The organism is Rhizobium mesoamericanum STM3625, assembly GCF_000312665.1.
GTDB classification, from domain to species: domain Bacteria; phylum Pseudomonadota; class Alphaproteobacteria; order Rhizobiales; family Rhizobiaceae; genus Rhizobium; species Rhizobium mesoamericanum.
Genome location: NZ_HF536772.1, coordinates 1277776 through 1294479 on the forward strand (window position 1 = coordinate 1277776; position 16704 = coordinate 1294479).

16 protein-coding genes are annotated in these 16704 nt (G+C 60.0%); 7 read left to right on the forward strand and 9 right to left on the reverse strand.

Translation table 11 applies throughout. The features are described from left to right. Positions 1-11: 11 nt before the first annotated feature. The 3 genes from BN77_RS06185 to BN77_RS06195 form a co-directional block, all read right to left on the reverse strand. Entirely contained in the window at positions 12-2351 is a 2340-nt protein-coding gene (locus BN77_RS06185) for a methyl-accepting chemotaxis protein (RefSeq protein WP_007529606.1), read from the reverse strand. A 219-nt stretch (positions 2352-2570) separates the two neighbouring features. Further along, entirely contained in the window at positions 2571-3470 is a 900-nt protein-coding gene (locus tag BN77_RS06190; protein WP_007529607.1) for a ribokinase, read from the reverse strand. Positions 3471-3517: 47 nt separating this feature from the next. After that, complete coding sequence (locus BN77_RS06195; RefSeq protein WP_007529608.1) at positions 3518-4741, reverse strand: DNA recombination protein RmuC; 1224 nt, start codon at positions 4739-4741, stop codon at positions 3518-3520. Between the two features lie 195 nt (positions 4742-4936). Between BN77_RS06195 and BN77_RS06200 the strand changes: the two genes are divergently transcribed. The 4 genes from BN77_RS06200 to truA all read left to right on the forward strand — a co-directional run bounded on the left by BN77_RS06200 (position 4937) and on the right by truA (position 8947). After that, positions 4937-6433: a globin-coupled sensor protein gene (locus BN77_RS06200; protein ID WP_007529609.1), complete on the forward strand. Its 1497-nt coding sequence runs from the start codon at positions 4937-4939 to the stop codon at positions 6431-6433. Positions 6434-6530: 97 nt separating this feature from the next. Then, positions 6531-7049, forward strand: coding sequence for a peptide deformylase (def, locus tag BN77_RS06205; protein ID WP_007529610.1), 519 nt, complete (start codon positions 6531-6533; stop codon positions 7047-7049). A gap of 162 nt (positions 7050-7211) precedes the next feature. Next, entirely contained in the window at positions 7212-8147 is a 936-nt protein-coding gene (gene fmt, locus BN77_RS06210) for a methionyl-tRNA formyltransferase (RefSeq protein ID WP_007529612.1), read from the forward strand. Beyond that, on the forward strand, positions 8147-8947 hold the full coding sequence (truA, locus tag BN77_RS06215) for a tRNA pseudouridine(38-40) synthase TruA (RefSeq protein ID WP_007529614.1): 801 nt from the start codon (positions 8147-8149) through the stop codon (positions 8945-8947). The genes fmt and truA overlap by 1 nt, the downstream gene beginning before the upstream one ends. A gap of 250 nt (positions 8948-9197) precedes the next feature. Here the strand turns inward: truA and BN77_RS06220 are convergent, their stop codons facing one another. The 3 genes from BN77_RS06220 to dapD all read right to left on the reverse strand — a co-directional run bounded on the left by BN77_RS06220 (position 9198) and on the right by dapD (position 11996). After that, positions 9198-9794 carry a hypothetical protein gene (locus BN77_RS06220; protein WP_040676799.1) on the reverse strand — a complete coding sequence of 199 codons (597 nt, stop codon included), beginning with the start codon at positions 9792-9794 and terminating at the stop codon, positions 9198-9200. After that, positions 9781-10974, reverse strand: a complete 1194-nt coding sequence (gene dapE / locus BN77_RS06225) for a succinyl-diaminopimelate desuccinylase (protein WP_007529618.1) — start codon at positions 10972-10974, stop codon at positions 9781-9783. Before dapE ends, BN77_RS06220 begins: the two co-directional genes overlap by 14 nt. Positions 10975-11135: 161 nt before the next feature. After that, positions 11136-11996, reverse strand: a complete 861-nt coding sequence (dapD, locus tag BN77_RS06230) for a 2,3,4,5-tetrahydropyridine-2,6-dicarboxylate N-succinyltransferase (RefSeq protein WP_007529620.1) — start codon at positions 11994-11996, stop codon at positions 11136-11138. Between the two features lie 179 nt (positions 11997-12175). On the opposite strand from dapD, the gene BN77_RS06235 reads away from it, so the two are divergent. Next, positions 12176-13042 carry an LOG family protein gene (locus BN77_RS06235; protein WP_007529623.1) on the forward strand — a complete coding sequence of 289 codons (867 nt, stop codon included), beginning with the start codon at positions 12176-12178 and terminating at the stop codon, positions 13040-13042. Positions 13043-13087: 45 nt separating this feature from the next. On the opposite strand, the gene BN77_RS06240 is transcribed toward BN77_RS06235, so the two are convergent. Both BN77_RS06240 and BN77_RS06245 read right to left on the reverse strand, forming a co-directional pair. Next, positions 13088-13726 (reverse strand): EF-hand domain-containing protein, encoded by a 639-nt coding sequence (locus tag BN77_RS06240; RefSeq protein ID WP_007529625.1) that lies wholly within the window; start codon positions 13724-13726, stop codon positions 13088-13090. Positions 13727-13835: 109 nt separating this feature from the next. After that, the gene (locus BN77_RS06245; RefSeq protein ID WP_007529627.1) at positions 13836-14543 is read right to left on the reverse strand and encodes a pyrimidine 5'-nucleotidase; all 708 of its coding nucleotides are present in this window, start codon (positions 14541-14543) and stop codon (positions 13836-13838) included. A 185-nt stretch (positions 14544-14728) separates the two neighbouring features. Between BN77_RS06245 and BN77_RS34655 the strand changes: the two genes are divergently transcribed. Then, on the forward strand, positions 14729-14827 hold the full coding sequence (locus tag BN77_RS34655) for an Ada metal-binding domain-containing protein (RefSeq protein ID WP_244426162.1): 99 nt from the start codon (positions 14729-14731) through the stop codon (positions 14825-14827). 84 nt (positions 14828-14911) lie between these two features. Continuing rightward, entirely contained in the window at positions 14912-15685 is a 774-nt protein-coding gene (locus BN77_RS06250; protein ID WP_007529630.1) for an isocitrate lyase/PEP mutase family protein, read from the forward strand. 43 nt (positions 15686-15728) lie between these two features. On the opposite strand, the gene argB is transcribed toward BN77_RS06250, so the two are convergent. Further along, the gene (argB, locus tag BN77_RS06255; protein WP_007529633.1) at positions 15729-16616 is read right to left on the reverse strand and encodes an acetylglutamate kinase; all 888 of its coding nucleotides are present in this window, start codon (positions 16614-16616) and stop codon (positions 15729-15731) included. Positions 16617-16704: the final 88 nt, after the last annotated feature.

Here is a 16704-nt window from a genome sequence, read left to right on the forward strand (position 1 = left end):
CCGAACTCGGCTTAGAACTCTTCCCAGTTGTCCTGGGCAAGTGCTGCCGAGCCGTGTGTTTGAGGAGCTGAGCGCCGTTGCGCCGGCGCAGCAGCCTGACGATAGGTCGGTGCGGCAGTTGGTGCGCGCATCTGCTGAGCCGTCGAGCGCAGTGCGGAAGCGTGACCCATGCCGGATACGCGGAAGCGTGTCACGAGTTGCTTCAGCGTCTGGGCTTCGTCGTTGAGAGTGACGCTGGCTGCTGTCGTCTCCTCGACCATGGCGGCGTTCTGCTGGGTCACCTGGTCCATCTGGTTCATGGCCTGGTTGATCTCCTTCAGGCCGATCGCCTGTTCGCTGGCCGATGCCGAGATCTGGCGGATGAGGCCATTGATGCCCATGACCTGTTCGGAGATCTTGTGCAGCGTGTCGCCGGCGCGGCCGACCAGATCGACGCCTTCCTTAACCTGCACGGCCGAAGTGTTGATGAGCGTTTTGATCTCCTTGGCGGCATTGGCGGAACGCTGTGCAAGCTCGCGAACTTCCTGCGCGACGACGGCGAAGCCTTTGCCGGCTTCACCGGCACGTGCCGCTTCGACGCCGGCATTCAGCGCCAGAAGGTTGGTCTGGAAGGCAATCTCGTCGATGACGCCGATGATGCGCGAGACCTCTGTGGAGGATTGCTCGATACCCTGCATCGAGGCGATCGCCTTACGTACCACTTCGCCTGACTTCTCTGCATCCTCGCAGGCGAGATTAACGCTATCAGCTGCGGTGCGGGCGTTGTCGGCACTGGAGTTGACCTGCGCGGTGAGCTCGTTGAGCGCGGCCGCCGTTTCTTCCAGGCTTGCTGCCTGCTGCTCGGTGCGCTTGGCGAGATCGGAGGCGCTGCCGCTGATTTCGCTGGTACCGGAGCCGATGTTCACAACGCTGAGATTCATCGTTTTGATGGTCTCCTCGAGGCTTTCGAGCGCGGCGTTGAAATCTTGTTTCAGCTGGGCGTATTCACCCGGGAAGTCCTCGGTAATGCGGTGGCCGAGATTGCCCTGCGACAACTCGGACAGACCGGAGCCGACGATCGAGACGATGTGACGCTGCAACGTGATCGACTGCTGACGCTCGGTTTCCGAGCGACCGCGCTCCGCGTCGGCGGCGTCACGCTGGCTGTTCGCCTCCATCTCAAGGCGCTGTGCATCAGCAAGCGCAAAGCGGAAGCCTTCAAGGGCCTTCGCCACAGAGCCGATCTCATCGGCGCGATTCTGGCCCGCCACCGGCTGCCCGTACTTGCCGTCGCTGAGTGCGTTGACGGTCGCGACCAGACCGCCGATCGGCCGCTGAACGAAGGCCCGAACCGCGAAGTAGAGAGCGATCATGACGGCAGCAAGCACGAGGATGCCGGCGACGATCATCAAGAAGGTCTGGTCCTTCACAGGCGCGTTGATGGCAGTGTGTGGCACATCGACGAGGATCGCCCATGTCGAGTTCACATCCGGCAGGGCGAAGGGATAGATGACCCGGTCGAAGGGTTCATAGCCGTCCAAAGTCAGATTCTTGACGACCGCCGGCTGAGTTGTCGATAGGGCGCTCTTGACTGCGTCAGCGCCTTCGCCGTCATAGTCCTTCATCGAGAGATCGGGGTTCGGGGCGACGATCCATTTGCCGGTCTGCGAAAGCAGCGTGACGCGGCCGGAGCCGAATGGATGAAGCGTCGAGAGCTTGTCACGGAGCGATTTCAGCGAAATATCGACGCCGCTGACACCGATCATCTTGCCCCCCGACATGACCGGATAGGCAATCGAAGTCATCGCGGTGTTTTCGCCGGTCGTCGTTTCCGCATAAGGCGGCGTCAGGGCGCCCCTCTTGCTTTCCGCAGCAAGCGCGTACCAGGCAGCCTTGTAGTCGGAATCGAAGGTGGAGAAGGTGAAGCCACCGTCCTTGCTCTTAGTCCAGTAGGGGTTGAATGTGCCGTCCTTAGAAGAACCAAAATCGGTCTTGCCTGCCATGGATGGCGACTGCCCGTCGAAGGCGTTTGGCTCTTCAGCAAACCAGCTGCCGAAGGCGAACTGGTTGCGCTCGACGTTTGCCTTTAGCATGTCAAGAACGGCCTTGCGATCGAGATATTTACCTTCATGACCGCGGCCGAGCGAGCCAGCCATGGAACGTGCCGCTCCCGCTAGTTCTCCAACGGAGGAAGCTACCTCGTTGGCGATCGCCTTCGCTTCGAGATTGGCTTGATCCATGGTGAGGGTCTGAACGCGATTGCGCGTCTCACCGATGAGGAAGTAGTTGGAAACGAGGAGGACGAGCGCGATGGCAATGCCGGTGATGAGGATAAGCTTGGCTGCAAGCGATTTCATGCGAAAGATGAACATGGGTTCCTCGGGAAGCAAGGATGCGCCGAACGGGGCATTCATCGGCACAGGGGAGGAGGCGTCGCCCCCTCATGGAGCAGCCGTTATAGGTCCGGCCTCCCTGGAGAGGTCCGGTGATGGCAGGACCATCGCCGGAAACCTATTAAATTTGAATGAAATCTTGTGAAAATCGCCCGCATCTGCGCCAAGCAGCCGCGGCATGTCGCGTAAGGACTTGCCTTATAGCGCCTTTGCGACTTCGGCGCTCGATGGGATCGATGGCTGAGCACCCTGCTTGAGGCAGGCGAGTGATCCGGCGACCGCCGCGCGGCGAAGAGAGGCCTCGAAATCCACACCCTCGTCGAGGCTCGCCGCGAAGTAGCCGCAGAAGGTGTCACCGGCCCCGACGGTATCGACGGGCTCGATCTTCAGCCCCTTTGCACGGGTTATAGCGCCATCTCGGATCGCGATGACGCCGTCCGCACCGAGCGTCACGATCAGGGTTTGCCCGGTTTCTGCATTGAGCCGCTTCAATGCACCCTCACGATCATCCGCCGCCATGTTCTCCTGGCCGGCGAGACGCTCGAACTCTGTCTCGTTTGCAATCACAATGTCGGCGAGGCGACCGAGGCGAGCGGCATCGTCGATCAGCGGGGCAAGGTTGAGGACGGTCGTCACACCTTTGATGCGGGCGGCAGTGAGCGCCTCCTCGACGGCCGGAACGGGAACTTCAAACTGAAGCATCAGGATGTCGTCCTTACTCATGGCACCCACTACAGCGTCGGCATCGGCTGGCGTTACCGTACCGTTTGCACCGGGCACAACGGCAATCATGTTTTCGCCGTCACCGCCGACGAGGATCAGCGCGGTTCCAGTCGGCTCGTCCACCTGCTTGATTGTCCCAAGATCTGTACCGGCGTCTTTCAGGAGCGCGAGCGCGGGTTCCGCGAAGCCATCCCGGCCGACGGCGCCCGCCATGTGTACCGTGCGTCCGGCGCGTCGTGCCGCCAGCGCCTGGTTGGCGCCCTTACCGCCTGCGGCGGTCGAGAAGCCATTGCCAGCGACTGTCTCACCAGGTTTCGGCAAGCGTGCGGTGGTGGCGATGAGGTCCATGTTGATGGAGCCGAAAACTGTGATCATAGGGTCCCGTCCGGTGTTCTTCTTGGGCGCGACACTGCCCGAAGGCCTTACTCGTCGTCAACCACCCTGAGCTTCAGAAGACCGCTCCGGCTGTCGACCGATTTCGGTGCAGGATCATTGTCGCGCCCGGCCTTACCGTTGTCGCCGCCCTCGAATTCCAGAGCCTCAATCTTGGCGCCGCGCTTGGTGAGCTTGTCGGCGGAGGTAAGGATCTGGTCGACATCCCTCTGAGCCATGGAAAAATGGTTCTGCAGCTTGCGGACGCGTTCGTCGAGGCGACCGAGATCATCCATCAGATTCGCGACTTCGCCTTGGATGACGTGTGCCTGCGCCCGCATCCGCTGATCCTTCAGCACAGCCTGGATGACCTGGATGGACAGCATCAGAAGCGAAGGTGACACGATGACGATGCGCGATCGATGTGCCTTCTGCACGATCGCTTCGAAATTTTCGTGGATCTCCGCGAAGATCGATTCCGACGGAACGAACATGAAGGCCGTGTCCTGGGTCTCCCCCTGGATCAGGTATTTCTCGGATATGTCGCGAATATGCGTTTCCATATCGCGGCGGAACTGTTGTGAGGCGACCTTGGCTCCATCCGGACCGCCGGCATCTCGGATCGCGTTCCAGGCCTCAAGCGGAAATTTCGCGTCGATCACCAAGGGCGGTGCGCCATTGGGCATACGGATCGTGCAGTCGGGGCGCGAGCCGTTGGACAGCGTTTGCTGGAATGCATAGGCGCCCATTGGAAGGCCGTCGGCGACGATGGTCTCCATGCGCGATTGGCCGAAAGCACCGCGCGTCTGCTTGTTGGAGAGGATCGCCTGAAGACCGACGACGTCCTTCGCCAGCGTCTGGATGTTGCTCTGGGCGGCATCGATGACGGCGAGACGCTCCTGCAGCCGTTGCAGGTTCTCGTGCGTCGATTTGGTCTGTTCGCTGATCGTCGTACTGACGCGCTGCGACATTCCGTCCAGCCGCTGGTTGATCGCCTGGTTGAGCTCAGATTGCCTGGAGCCGAACACCTCGGCCATCGTCGACATGCGCCCGTGCATCTCTGCCTGAATCTTCAGAAGTTCGGCCATGCGGGCATCCGTCTCGGCGGCACGAAGGCTCGCCACTTCGGCCTGCTCGCGGCGCACTTGGCCGCTGCGCACAAGGAGGATGACCAAAAGCAAAATCAGTGTGGCGATTGCGCCTCCGGCGAGGGTGAGCACGGTGGGGCTTGTCTGTGACAGGGCGAGGAGAAAGGACTGGGAGCTGTTGTTCATGCGGCAACAATAGCAAACTCAAATGAGATATCTAGATCAAAACGTGAACAACTCACAACCGTTTTGGTAAGGGAGATGACCGGAAGGAACAAACGACTGCTGACAAATAAGCGGCCCACTTAACTATTGCTCAACCATATTGCGCAAAAGCTCTGCTCAAATTCCCTTTCGTATCAGTTACAAAGCAGAGACATCATGACCAGCCAGCAATCCGACAGCGCGATCAAGCAACGCCTCGATTTCATCGAGCTGGACGATGGAGCTCGCAGGGCGCTCCGCGAAATGCGCCCGGCGATTTCGGAGCTACTCGGCGGTGCCCTCGACAAGTTCTACGCGAAGCTGGCGAAGACAAAAGAGGTCGCGAGCTTCTTTGCCGACGCGGCGCATATGGGACGGGCCAAAAAGCGCCAGGAAGACCATTGGGCCAATCTGGCTGGCGGCAACTTCGACGAGACCTATGTGAAAGGTGTTGTCGCGGTCGGCAGGACGCATGCCCGCATCGGCCTCGAGCCGCGCTGGTACATCGGCGGCTATGCGTTACTGATGAGCGAACTCGTTAAGGGCCTGATGGCCAAGCAATGGCCCTCTATGTTTGCAAGGCAGCAGGGCAAGGTGCTGGCTGAAAAGCTCGCCGCCGTCATCAAAGCCGCGATGCTCGATATGGACTACTCGATTTCGGTCTATCTCGAAGCTATTGAAGAAAAGCGCCGGATGCTGGAGGAAGAGCGGGCGAAAACCGAACAGGATCAGACAATCGCGCTCGATTATCTCCGCCGTAGCCTGGAAGCGCTTTCGAACGGTGATCTTGAGGCGACGCTGCCCTCCGACCTTCCCGGCAACTTCAAGGGCATGGCCGATGACTACAATCGCGCGGTCGCGGCTCTTCGTACATCTTTTGCCTCAGTGCGGGCAACTTCGGGTGAAATCCTGAGGGGCACCGATATCATCGCCAAGGCTTCCGATGACCTTGCCTTGCGGACCGCCCAGCAGGCCGCTGGCGTCGAGCAGAGCTCGGCAGCGCTCCAACAACTTTCCGTGAGCGTCGGTCAGACTGCTGCAAACGCCGAAAAGGCATCCGGTGCCGTTCGGGAGACGCAGCAGAAGGCCAAGAATTCGGGTGAACTCGTCACCAGCGCCGTTTCGGCAATGGCCGCGATCGAACAGTCATCGACCGAGATCGCAAAGATCATCGGCGTGATCGATGAGATCGCTTTCCAAACGAACCTGCTGGCCCTGAACGCTGGTGTCGAAGCCGCGCGCGCTGGTGATGCGGGCAAGGGCTTCGCCGTTGTGGCGCAGGAAGTCCGCCAACTCGCACAGCGCACCGCCGACGCGGCCAAGGAAATCAAGAATCTGATTTCGGAAAGCTCGGTCCAGGTGAACCAAGGCGTCGACATCGTCAGCAGCACCGGCGAGGCGCTGAGCGACATGATCAACCGCATCGATGTCATTAACCGCTTCGTCGCCGACATTGCCGCCGCGGCTCGCGATCAGGCAACAGGCGTCAATGAGGTCAGCGTCGCCATTCGCAACATGGATACAATCACCCAGCAGAACTCGGGAATGGTCGAGAACACCTCTGCTGAGACGCGGCACCTTCGTGGCGAAGTCGACAATCTGGTGGCATTGCTGCAGCGCTTCCGGACCGGCATTGAACATCGTTCGATGATCGCTCCGCGTCGCGCCGCTTGACACGAGTAGGACAATATTCCGGGCCGGAGTGCAAAAAAGCGCTCCGCTCACCTGGCGGATAATTCCATCCTGGAAAAAGATGCGTTATGGGAACGCCATGACCATCAAGCCACTCATCATTCTCCCCGATCCGCTGCTTCGTCAGATTTCCAAACCGATCGAGCGCGTCGATGCCGATTTTCAGCGCCTTGCCGACGACATGCTTGAAACCATGTACGATGCGCCGGGTATAGGCCTTGCTGCCATCCAGATCGGCGTGCCGCGCCGTATGCTGGTCATTGACGTTTCTCGCGAAGGCGAAGAGAAGCAGCCCCTCGTATTCGTCAATCCAGAGATCGTCGTGTCGTCCGACGAGCGCTCGGTGTACGAGGAGGGATGCCTTTCAATCCCTGACTACTATGCCGAGGTCGAACGCCCGGCGACCGTCACCGTCAAGTATCTCGATCGTGACGGCAAGGAGCAGACGGTGGAGGCCGACGGGCTGCTCGCGACCTGTCTGCAGCATGAAATCGATCACCTGAACGGCGTTCTCTTTATCGACCACATCTCTCGCCTGAAACGAGACATGGTGATCAAGAAGTTCACCAAGGCGGCTAAGTCGGCGAAGGCGCTTTAACTCCGGGCTGCGCCGCTACCGGCTCTGTGCGGCCATTGTGGTCAGACTGCGCCGACATCGGCTTCGTCCGAGCAGTGATGTCGTCGAGAACGGGTTCGCAGGGGCTTGATATCGCGCTCGCAAACCCGATTGATGAGGCAGACCGGAAACATGGCGGACAAAATGTCGCTTCGCATCATCTTCATGGGCACGCCCGAATTCTCCGTTCCAACCTTGCGCGCGCTGGTCGACGCGGGTCACACGATTCTTGCCGTCTACACCCAGCCGCCAAGGCCAGGGGGAAGGCGCGGCCTCGATCTGCAGAAGTCGGCCGTGCATCAGGCTGCTGAACTGCTTGGTATCCCAGTCTTTACTCCCCTCAATTTCAAGGATCCGGAAGAGCGTGAGCGCTTCAAGGCTCACGATGCTGACGTTGCCGTTGTGGTTGCCTATGGCCTTCTACTGCCGGAGGCGATCCTGACTGGCACGCGTCACGGCTGCTACAATGGACACGCCTCGCTACTGCCGCGCTGGCGGGGTGCGGCCCCGATACAGCGGGCAATCATGGCCGGTGACGAGAAGACCGGCATGATGGTGATGAAGATGGACAAGGGCCTGGACACCGGCCCGGTGGCTCTCACCAGCGAAGTCGAGATCGGCGCCAATACCACGGCTGGCGAGTTGCACGATAAACTGATGCATCTCGGCGCCAAGCTGATGGCTGAGGCGATGGTCAAGCTCGAGGTGGGGGACCTTCCCCTGACACCCCAGCCGTCGGAAGGTGTGCTCTACGCCGCCAAGATCGACAAGGGGGAAACTCGGATCGACTTCTCGCGGGACGCCGTCGAAGTCCATAACCACATTCGCGGTTTGGCACCATTTCCGGGCGCATGGTTCGAAGTTGCGGTAGCCGGCAAGCCTGAGCGCGTCAAGGTGCTGGCCTGCGAACTTGCACAAGGTAGCGGCAGCCCTGGCGAACTGGTGACAGATGATCTGGTCGTTGCCTGTGGAACCGGCGCCGTTCGCCTGACCAGGTTGCAGAAGGCCGGAGGCAAGCCGCTGCCTGCCCCCGATTTTCTGCGCGGGACGCCGCTTGCATCTGGCTCGAGGCTATCCTGATGCATCGCTACCGCATGATCGTCGAATATGACGGTGGTCCTTATGTCGGTTGGCAGCGGCAGGAAAACGGGCCTTCCGTCCAGGGCGCGATCGAGAAGGCGATCCTGTCGGCAAGCGGTGAGAATGTCTCCATCCGTGGGGCGGGCCGCACCGATTCCGGCGTTCATGCCATGGGTCAGGTGGTTCATGCCGACCTTGCCAGAGAGTGGCAGGCCTTCAAGCTCCAGAATGCACTGAACGCCCATCTCAAGATGGCCGGCGAGCGGGTCGCGATCATCAGCGTTGAAGTCACCAGCGCGTTCTTCGATGCACGGTTCTCGGCACTGCGGCGCCACTATCTCTATCGCATCATCAGCCGCCGGGCGCCGCTGGCGCTCGAATCCGGCAAGGCATGGTGGGTGCCAAAGACACTTGACCACGAGGCTATGCATGCGGCAGCGCAGACCTTGGTCGGCAAGCATGACTTCTCGACGTTCCGCTCCGCCCATTGCCAGGCAAACAGCCCGATTCGCACGCTTGATCGGCTGGATGTGACAAGAAATGGCGAGTTGATCGAGATCCGCGCCACGGCCCAAAGCTTCCTGCACAACCAGATCCGTTCCTTCGCGGGAACACTCAAGCTCGCGGGCGAGCTCAAATGGACGCCCGACGATGTCCGCGCCGCGTTGGACGCACGCGACCGCAAAGCCTGTGGTCCTGTCGCGCCGCCGGATGGTCTCTATTTCATGCAGGTGGATTATCCGGCGGTAGTCTCCGATCGCCGCCCGACAATGGCAGACGACGATGACGAGCTATCATAGTCCGACCGTAGGGATGGCTGACGGTTTCGGCGCCGGCCTGGGGATCATCCATCTGCAAACGTGGCTGGTAGCCGAACCGGTCAGGGACGGCAACTGGTGCGGATCTTCCCAACGCTGCCACGGAGACCGCATGGTTGCGGCATCCATGCGCCCCCACCGCCAGGCGCAATGACGGCGAAGGCGAAAGGGATGATCGATCTGCTGGCGGCGCGGATGGCCGCACTATCGCAACAGGTCGATTCCGGCGGATCTATATCGGATAGATGCCGAGAAAGCGCTGCAGATATTCCGACAGCATGAGCGACGGCACGAGCAGCACCAGCGTCAGAGCGCCGACCACTAGGCCTTGGCCGTAGAAGATCATCCTCAGGATGCGGGCGATCACATAGACCTGCGCAAGCATAAAGGCCAAGAGCAGCAGTGAGACCAATCCGACTAACTGCGGCAGGAAGAAGACCAGCGCGAGAAGCAAGCCGTTGATGTAGGAAAGCGGAACGCCGAGCCAATTAACGCTGACGATGACGGGCGCAAAACGCTCGCCTTTCTTGAAGGCGAGGAGCAGCAAGCCCGCAAAGACCAACGGCACGAACCAGTTGGCAGCTTCGACCAGCGCGAGCCGGAAATAGAAGAGGGGGCCGACGTTGGTATGCGGCGGCATCGTTTGCAGGAAAGCCTGGCGCCACCAGAGCCACGAGATCCCCATTGGCGGGAGGCACCAGAAGATCGCCCAAAACGAGCGGTTGACGCCGCGCTCCGACAGGTCGAGGAAGCGAAAGCCGCGAGGATCCATGCGGATCAATAGCCAGATCCCCGCGAGATAATACTGAACTTCTCTAAAGCCTGGCATTCGCGAACCAGCGCTCAATGAAGGTTTCATAGATTACTGTGAGTTGCTCGAGGTCAGAAACAGCAACGCGTTCATCGACCATGTGCATGGTCTGGCCGACCAGACCGAATTCCACGACGGGGCAGTAATCCTTGATGAAGCGCGCGTCCGAGGTGCCGCCCGTGGTGGAGAGCTTCGGGGACTGGCCGGTTACGCTCTCGACGGCGAAGGAGAGCGAGGCGATCAGTGCATTGTTGCGCGTCAGAAAGACGTGGCTCGGTCGCTCCGCCCAGACAACATCATACTTGAGTGGCTCGCGGCCGGGACGGAGGACACCCTCAGCCGCGGCGGCATCAAGGCGGCGCAGGATCTCCTTCTGCAGACTCTCTGCCGTCCAAGTGTCGTTGAAACGGATGTTGAAGCTCGCCGTCGCCTTGGCAGGCACAACGTTCGTCGCCGGATTGCCAACGTCGACGGTGGTCACTTCCAGGTTCGATGGCTGGAAGTTGTCGGTGCCGGCATCGAATGGCGGGTGCATCAGCGCGTGCGTCAGCTGCAGGATGCCGCGCACGGCGTTGTCGGCCAGATGCGGATATGCGGCATGACCCTGAACGCCATGCACGGTGATCTTGCCGGAGAGCGAGCCTCGGCGGCCGATCTTGATCATGTCGCCGAGTCTGTCCGGATTGGTCGGCTCGCCGACGAGGCATGCATCCCAGCGTTCGCCGCGCTCGGCGGCCCATTGCAGCAACTTGATCGTGCCGTTGATCGCCGGCCCTTCCTCATCGCCGGTGATAAGGAACGAGACCGAGCCCTCCGGCACGCCATGCTTTTCGATATGGCGGGCGATCGCCGCAACAAAGCAGGCGACGCCGCCCTTCATGTCGACAGCGCCGCGCCCGAAGAGTTCGCCGTTCGCGATTTCGGCAGCAAAGGGCGGATGCGTCCAGGCGGCTTGGTCGCCAACCGGGACCACGTCGGTATGGCCGGCAAACATTAGGTGCGGGCCCTCGGTGCCAAGCCGCGCATAAAGGTTCTCGATGTCAGGCGTTCCAGGTTCGGTCGCCCTTACCTTGTCAACCTTGAAGCCGAGCGGCGACAGCATGGCATCGAGCGCCGAAAGCGCGCCACCCTCGCTTGGCGTAACGGATGGGCAGCGAATCAGGGTCTGAAGATTTGCGACGGGATCGGAAGTTGTCATGAGAGTGGAATTATCCAGCGGTGGTGGCAAAGAAAAGGCAAGGCGGCAATACCGCCTAGTTGAAATGTTGCCGTTCATTTTGCCGGATCAAGTCCGACTGTTAGTGTTCGGGCGGCGTGCATCCTCCGAGACGTACAGACCGCCTGAACTTCAAGTTTGGATCAGTCGCGCAGCAGTTCGTTGATGCCCGTCTTCGAGCGGGTCTTCTCGTCGACGCGCTTCACGATGACGGCGCAGTAGAGGTGCGGTGCCGGCTGCCCGTTGGCCATGGTGGAATTGCCCGATGGCATCGAGCCCGCGACGACCACGGAGTAGGGCGGAACCTCGCCGTACATCACTTCGCCGGTGGCGCGATCGACGATCTTGGTCGACTTGCCGATGTAGACGCCCATGCCGAGGACTGAGCCCTCGCGGATGATGCAGCCCTCGACGACTTCCGAACGCGCGCCGATGAAGCAGTTGTCCTCGATGATCGTTGGGCCGGCCTGCATTGGCTCAAGCACGCCGCCGATGCCGACGCCGCCCGAAAGATGCACATGCTTGCCGATCTGCGCGCAGGAGCCGACCGTCGCCCAGGTATCGACCATCGTGCCCTCGTCGACGAAGGCTCCGAGGTTGACGAAGGATGGCATCAGCACGACGTTCTTGGCGATGAAGGCGGAGCGACGGACGACGCAGTTCGGCACGGCACGGAAGCCGGCGGCGCGATACTGGTTTTCACCCCAGCCTTCGAACTTGGAAGGCACTTTGTCCCACCAGGTCGAGTTGCCTGAACCGCCCTTCACGACTTCCATGTCATTCAGGCGGAAGGATAGGAGCACGGCCTTCTTGAGCCACTGATTGACCTTCCAGGCGCCGTCGCTGCCGCGCTCGGCAACGCGTGCCTTGCCGCCATCCAGAAGCTCGAGCGCTGCCTCGACGGCATCGCGAACTTCGCCCTTCGTGGACGTATTGACGTTGTCACGGTTATCGAAGGCAACTTCGATCGTCTTTTCAAGGGAAGAAAGGTCGCTGGCGCTCATGGGAATTCCTTAAACTTCGATCTCTATCGTGGAGACCGAAGCCTCCGGAATTGTGATTGGCGGGATGCGATCTGCTCTATCGCATGAACGGCTAAAATGGAATGATTTTTCCGCGGCGATTCAACGCTTCGAGACGACATTCCGGCTGTGGAAGCCGGCGGTATTGAAAGGCATTTGACATGGCAAAGGCACGGAACGGCAGGCTGCGGCGCAAGGATGGCGTTTGGGATCCGCTGAAGACGAGCGCAATTGACAAGCACCGTGCCGAGGCCGTGCCGAAGACGCCGCAGACGCTGTCGCCATCCTATCGCCTTGCCTATGTTGACGAAGAGTTTCTGTGCCGCGAGGAACTGCGGCCAATCCGACTGCAGCTGGAACTGCTGAAGGTCGAGATGATGCTTTCGGAACGCGGCATCAGGTCGACGGTGGTGATGTTTGGCGGCGCCCGCATTCCCGCGCCAGGCCAAAGCGCATGGGCCGCGAGAAACGAAACGCAGCGCGCCAACCTCGAAGCGGCATCGGTCTATTACGACGAGGCGCGCAAGTTCGCGCGGCTATGCTCGAAATATTCGGCGGGCTTCGATTTCCGTGAATATGTCATCGTGACCGGCGGCGGCCCGGGAGTCATGGAGGCCGGCAATCGTGGCGCAGCCGACGAAGGCGCCCCCTCGATCGGCCTCAACATCGTGCTTCCGCATGAGCAGGCACCGAACGTCTACGTTACCCCGGAGCTCAGCTTCAATTTCCATTATTTTGCAATCCGCAAGATGCACTTCATGGTGCGCGCCAAGGCCATCGCTGTCTTCCCAGGTGGCTTCGGCACTCTCGATGAATTCTTCGAGTGTCTGACGCTGATCCAGACCGGTCGCATGGAGAAGATGCCGCTTATTCTGTTTGGAGAGAAGTTCTGGCGGAGCATCGTCAACTTCGAGGCGCTTGCGGAATTCGGCACCATTGCGCCTGACGATGTCGATCTGATTAGCTTTGTCGATACGGCCGATGCCGCCTGGAAGATCATCCAGGATTTCTACGAGCACCACGAATAGAAAAGCCCGCCGAGCTGGCAGGCTTTGGTCTCGGTAAGCTTCCGCTTACGGGAATGGGCGATCGGGCATGTCGTCGAGCGAGATTACTCCGTCCTTATTGCGATCCATCCAGGTGAAGAACTTGTCGAAGGCGGCTTCGGCTTCCTGCTTGGAAATCTGGCCGTTCTCGTCGGTGTCGAAGCGCTGCATCAACATCATGCCTCGCATCATACCGCCATGCATGCCTCGGCGATCTGGTCGGGCGTCGGGCCCAGGCTGTGGTGGTGGCGGCTGGGCGTTGTCCGCATCCGGCGCCGGTGCCATTGGCATAGCATCGTCATCCAGGGTTTGATCGGCGGACGCCTTTACCTTGGACATCTGGGCCTCGCGGTATTTACGGATTTCGCCCGGCGTCAGCGAGCCGTCCTTGTCAGTATCGATCGCGACGAAGATCGCCTCCATCCCGTCCTTGGCCTCTTGCTTGGAAATCTGGCCATCCTTATTCGTGTCGAATTGTTTCAGCATGCGAACGAAGATGACTTCGCGGATCGCGCCCATGCGCGGTCCCATCATCATGCCCATGCCGTGTTGGGGACGTGGAGGATGATGCTTCTTGTCGTGAGACGCAGCAAAACTGGTGCCGGCTGCGGCACCTACGATCATGACGGAGGAGAGTGCGGCCAGTATCAGCTTGTTCCGAGACATTTCAGCTCCTTTCAAAGTGCAATCGCAACGGGATTACAGACAAAAGGGTAGGGCCGATGGAGCAAATCGCCCAATTAAAGATCGGTAAGCTGGATGAAAGTTTAGTAATCTAGCCGGCGATCTTCGCAAGAAAATCAGTGAGATCGTCCGTCACGAAGTCAATGTGATCATCGTCGCCGCTGGTCTTTTCCCACCATTCGACAACCGTTTCCTCAAGGTTGTTCGGCACCAGCAGAACGGTCTGCATCCCGAGCGTCTTTGGAACCTTGAGATTGCGAGGAAGGTCCTCGAACATCGCCGCCTTGTCCGTCTCAATCCGCTTCAGTGCGGCGAACTTGTCGTAGGTTACCTGTGCTGGCTTCGGCACGAAGTCGGCAGCCACGATGTCGAAGATATCGTCGAAATGCTCGAGGATTCCAAGCGCCCCGGCAGCCATTTCGGCGTGCTTGACGCTGCCATTGGTGAAGATGAACTTGCGACCCGGCAGTGCCTTAATGGCTGCACCCAGGTCGGGTTGCGCCGTCAGGCTTGAATAATCGATCGCATGTGCCTTCTCAAGAAAGTCGTTCGGATCGACGCCGTGGTGGATCATCAACCCCTGAAGCGTCGTGCCATGATCAAGATAATATTGCTTCTGTAGCTTGCGCGCCTCCTCCCGCTCCATCTGTAGCAAGGTCGAGACGTAGGCCGTCATGTTCCTGTCGATCTGCGCGAACAGGTTGACATGATGCGGGTAGAGCGTGTTGTCGAGGTCGAAAACCCACTCGGTCACATGCGAGAAATCCGCCTTGGTTGGCGTGCGATCTATCTTGGTCATGGCTCGTTATGGCATGGCTGGACGGGCAAGGAAATCGGCAAGAACAAATAGACGCACGATTTGCGGCCGACGCAGCCCGCAACGGATGATGAAACGCCTCATGCTCTTCGACCTTCCCAATGAAGCGTTCTATGGTACGCTGATTAGCCGCAGATCCGGCCTGCGAAGGCCTCGCATATGTCTGCATGACGACAACCGGCATTTTCTGCCGGTTGACTTGCCCGGTTCTCAAGCGGAAGGGGGAAAATGCGGCCTTTTGCGAATCCATCGCCACCTGCACGTAGTCCAGTTTCCGACCCTGCCAGCGGTGCCGGCCAGTGCAAGAGGCAGGAGATGATAACCAAGGGATTGTTTGTGGAGGGGATTCAATGAATCAGGCTGAGAAGGCAAGAGCATTCGGCGCACTGCATCAGAAGGGTAATCCCGTCATTCTTTACAACATATGGGACGCTGGAACGGCGAAAGCGGTGACCGAGGCAGGCGCTAAGGCTCTGGCAACGGGAAGTTGGTCGGTTGCCGCAGCGCAGGGTTATGGCGACGGTGAGAAGATCCCACTGGAAACGTTGGTCGCCACGACCCGCCAAATCACGGCGGTCAACGACCTACCGCTCTCCGTCGATTTCGAAGGGGCATACTCAACCGAGCCTGCCGGCGCTGCCGCTAATGTCGAGGTGCTGATTGACGCCGGTGCTACCGGTATCAATTTCGAAGATCAGGTGGTCGGCGGCGATGGACTGCACTCGGTAGAGAAACAGGTCGCCCGCATCCGCGCCATTCGCGAGGCGGCGGACCGCCGCGGCATTGCCCTCTTCATCAATGCGCGCACCGACCTGTTCTTGCGCGAAGGCGACCTCTCGAAACATGCGAGCCTGGTCGATGCTGCAATCGAGCGTGGCAAGGCTTACGCTGCCGCTGGCGCCAACGGCTTCTTCGTGCCCTGGCTGATTGAGTCAACGCTGATCCAGAAAATCTGCGACGCGTTGCCACTGCCGGTGAACATCATGATGCGCCAGGGTGCGCCGGACGTGAAGTCGTTGGCCAAACTTGGCGTTAGCCGCATCAGCTACGGGCCAGGCCCCTATCGGATGATGATGGAAAAGATGAGAGAGGCAGCCGCGGCGGTTTATGCCGCCGCGAGCTAAGGCAGTTCCAGGTTTTTCGTCCGGGACTACCTTATGTAAAGGCTTAAGGAACGATTAGCGTTCCCGCACCGTGCTCAGTGAAGATCTCGAGCAACACGGAATGGGCGGTCTTGCCGTTCAGGATGACGACGCCCTGGACGCCCGCCTTGATCGCGTCGATGCATGTCTCGACCTTCGGGATCATGCCGCCGGAGATCGTGCCGTCGGCGATCAGCGCGTGCGCCTGCGCGACGGAAAGTTCTTTGATCAGGTTGCCCTGCTTGTCGAGGACGCCGGGGACATCCGTCAGGAAGAGCAGGCGGGTGGCGTTCAGCGCACCGGCGATCGCGCCGGCAAAGGTGTCGGCGTTGATGTTGTAGGTTGCGCCATCGCGGCCAGGGGCGACCGGAGCGATGACTGGGATCATCTCGGAGCGGGCGAGTAGGTCAAGCAGCGTGCGGTCGACTTCGACGACCTCGCCAACGAAGCCGAGGTCGAGCACGCGTTCGATGTTCGAATCTGGATCCTTGACCTTCTTCTGCGCCTTTTCGGCGAAGACCATGTTGCCGTCCTTGCCGCAAAGGCCGATCGCCCATTCGCCGGTCTGATTGATGAGGGCGACGATCTCCTTGTTGATGGAGCCGGCGAGAACCATCTCCACGATCTCGACCGTTTTGGCGTCGGTGACGCGCAGGCCGCCTTCGAACTTCGATTCGATGCCCATTTTGGTGAGCATCGCGCCGATTTGCGGGCCGCCGCCGTGGACGACGATCGGGTTGACGCCTGACTGTTTCAGTAGCGCAATGTCGCTCGCGAACGCCTTGCCGAGTTCGGGATTGCCCATGGCATGGCCGCCGTACTTCACGACGATCGTCTTGTTTTCGTAGCGCTGCATGAAGGGAAGGGCCTGCGCAAGCAGGCGCGCCTGGGTTTCGCTTTCAGACTGGTTCATGGGATACCCCGCAGATTGATCGCGGCCTTTTATCGCAAGTTTTTGACAGATGGAATAATCCAGAGACCATTAGTTTAGCGTATCTGCC

What these genes read in the sequence shown, in the direction of transcription:
- BN77_RS06185 (WP_007529606.1), bottom strand. Translation starts at nt 2,351, where the DNA reads ATGTTCATCTTTCGCATGAAATCGCTTGCAGCCAAGCTTATCCTCATC.
- BN77_RS06190 (WP_007529607.1), bottom strand. Translation starts at nt 3,470, where the DNA reads ATGATCACAGTTTTCGGCTCCATCAACATGGACCTCATCGCCACCACC.
- BN77_RS06195 (WP_007529608.1), bottom strand. Translation starts at nt 4,741, where the DNA reads ATGAACAACAGCTCCCAGTCCTTTCTCCTCGCCCTGTCACAGACAAGC.
- BN77_RS06200 (WP_007529609.1), top strand. Translation starts at nt 4,937, where the DNA reads ATGACCAGCCAGCAATCCGACAGCGCGATCAAGCAACGCCTCGATTTC.
- def (WP_007529610.1), top strand. Translation starts at nt 6,531, where the DNA reads ATGACCATCAAGCCACTCATCATTCTCCCCGATCCGCTGCTTCGTCAG.
- fmt (WP_007529612.1), top strand. Translation starts at nt 7,212, where the DNA reads ATGTCGCTTCGCATCATCTTCATGGGCACGCCCGAATTCTCCGTTCCA.
- truA (WP_007529614.1), top strand. Translation starts at nt 8,147, where the DNA reads ATGCATCGCTACCGCATGATCGTCGAATATGACGGTGGTCCTTATGTC.
- BN77_RS06220 (WP_040676799.1), bottom strand. Translation starts at nt 9,794, where the DNA reads ATGCCAGGCTTTAGAGAAGTTCAGTATTATCTCGCGGGGATCTGGCTA.
- dapE (WP_007529618.1), bottom strand. Translation starts at nt 10,974, where the DNA reads ATGACAACTTCCGATCCCGTCGCAAATCTTCAGACCCTGATTCGCTGC.
- dapD (WP_007529620.1), bottom strand. Translation starts at nt 11,996, where the DNA reads ATGAGCGCCAGCGACCTTTCTTCCCTTGAAAAGACGATCGAAGTTGCC.
- BN77_RS06235 (WP_007529623.1), top strand. Translation starts at nt 12,176, where the DNA reads ATGGCAAAGGCACGGAACGGCAGGCTGCGGCGCAAGGATGGCGTTTGG.
- BN77_RS06240 (WP_007529625.1), bottom strand. Translation starts at nt 13,726, where the DNA reads ATGTCTCGGAACAAGCTGATACTGGCCGCACTCTCCTCCGTCATGATC.
- BN77_RS06245 (WP_007529627.1), bottom strand. Translation starts at nt 14,543, where the DNA reads ATGACCAAGATAGATCGCACGCCAACCAAGGCGGATTTCTCGCATGTG.
- BN77_RS34655 (WP_244426162.1), top strand. Translation starts at nt 14,729, where the DNA reads ATGACGACAACCGGCATTTTCTGCCGGTTGACTTGCCCGGTTCTCAAG.
- BN77_RS06250 (WP_007529630.1), top strand. Translation starts at nt 14,912, where the DNA reads ATGAATCAGGCTGAGAAGGCAAGAGCATTCGGCGCACTGCATCAGAAG.
- argB (WP_007529633.1), bottom strand. Translation starts at nt 16,616, where the DNA reads ATGAACCAGTCTGAAAGCGAAACCCAGGCGCGCCTGCTTGCGCAGGCC.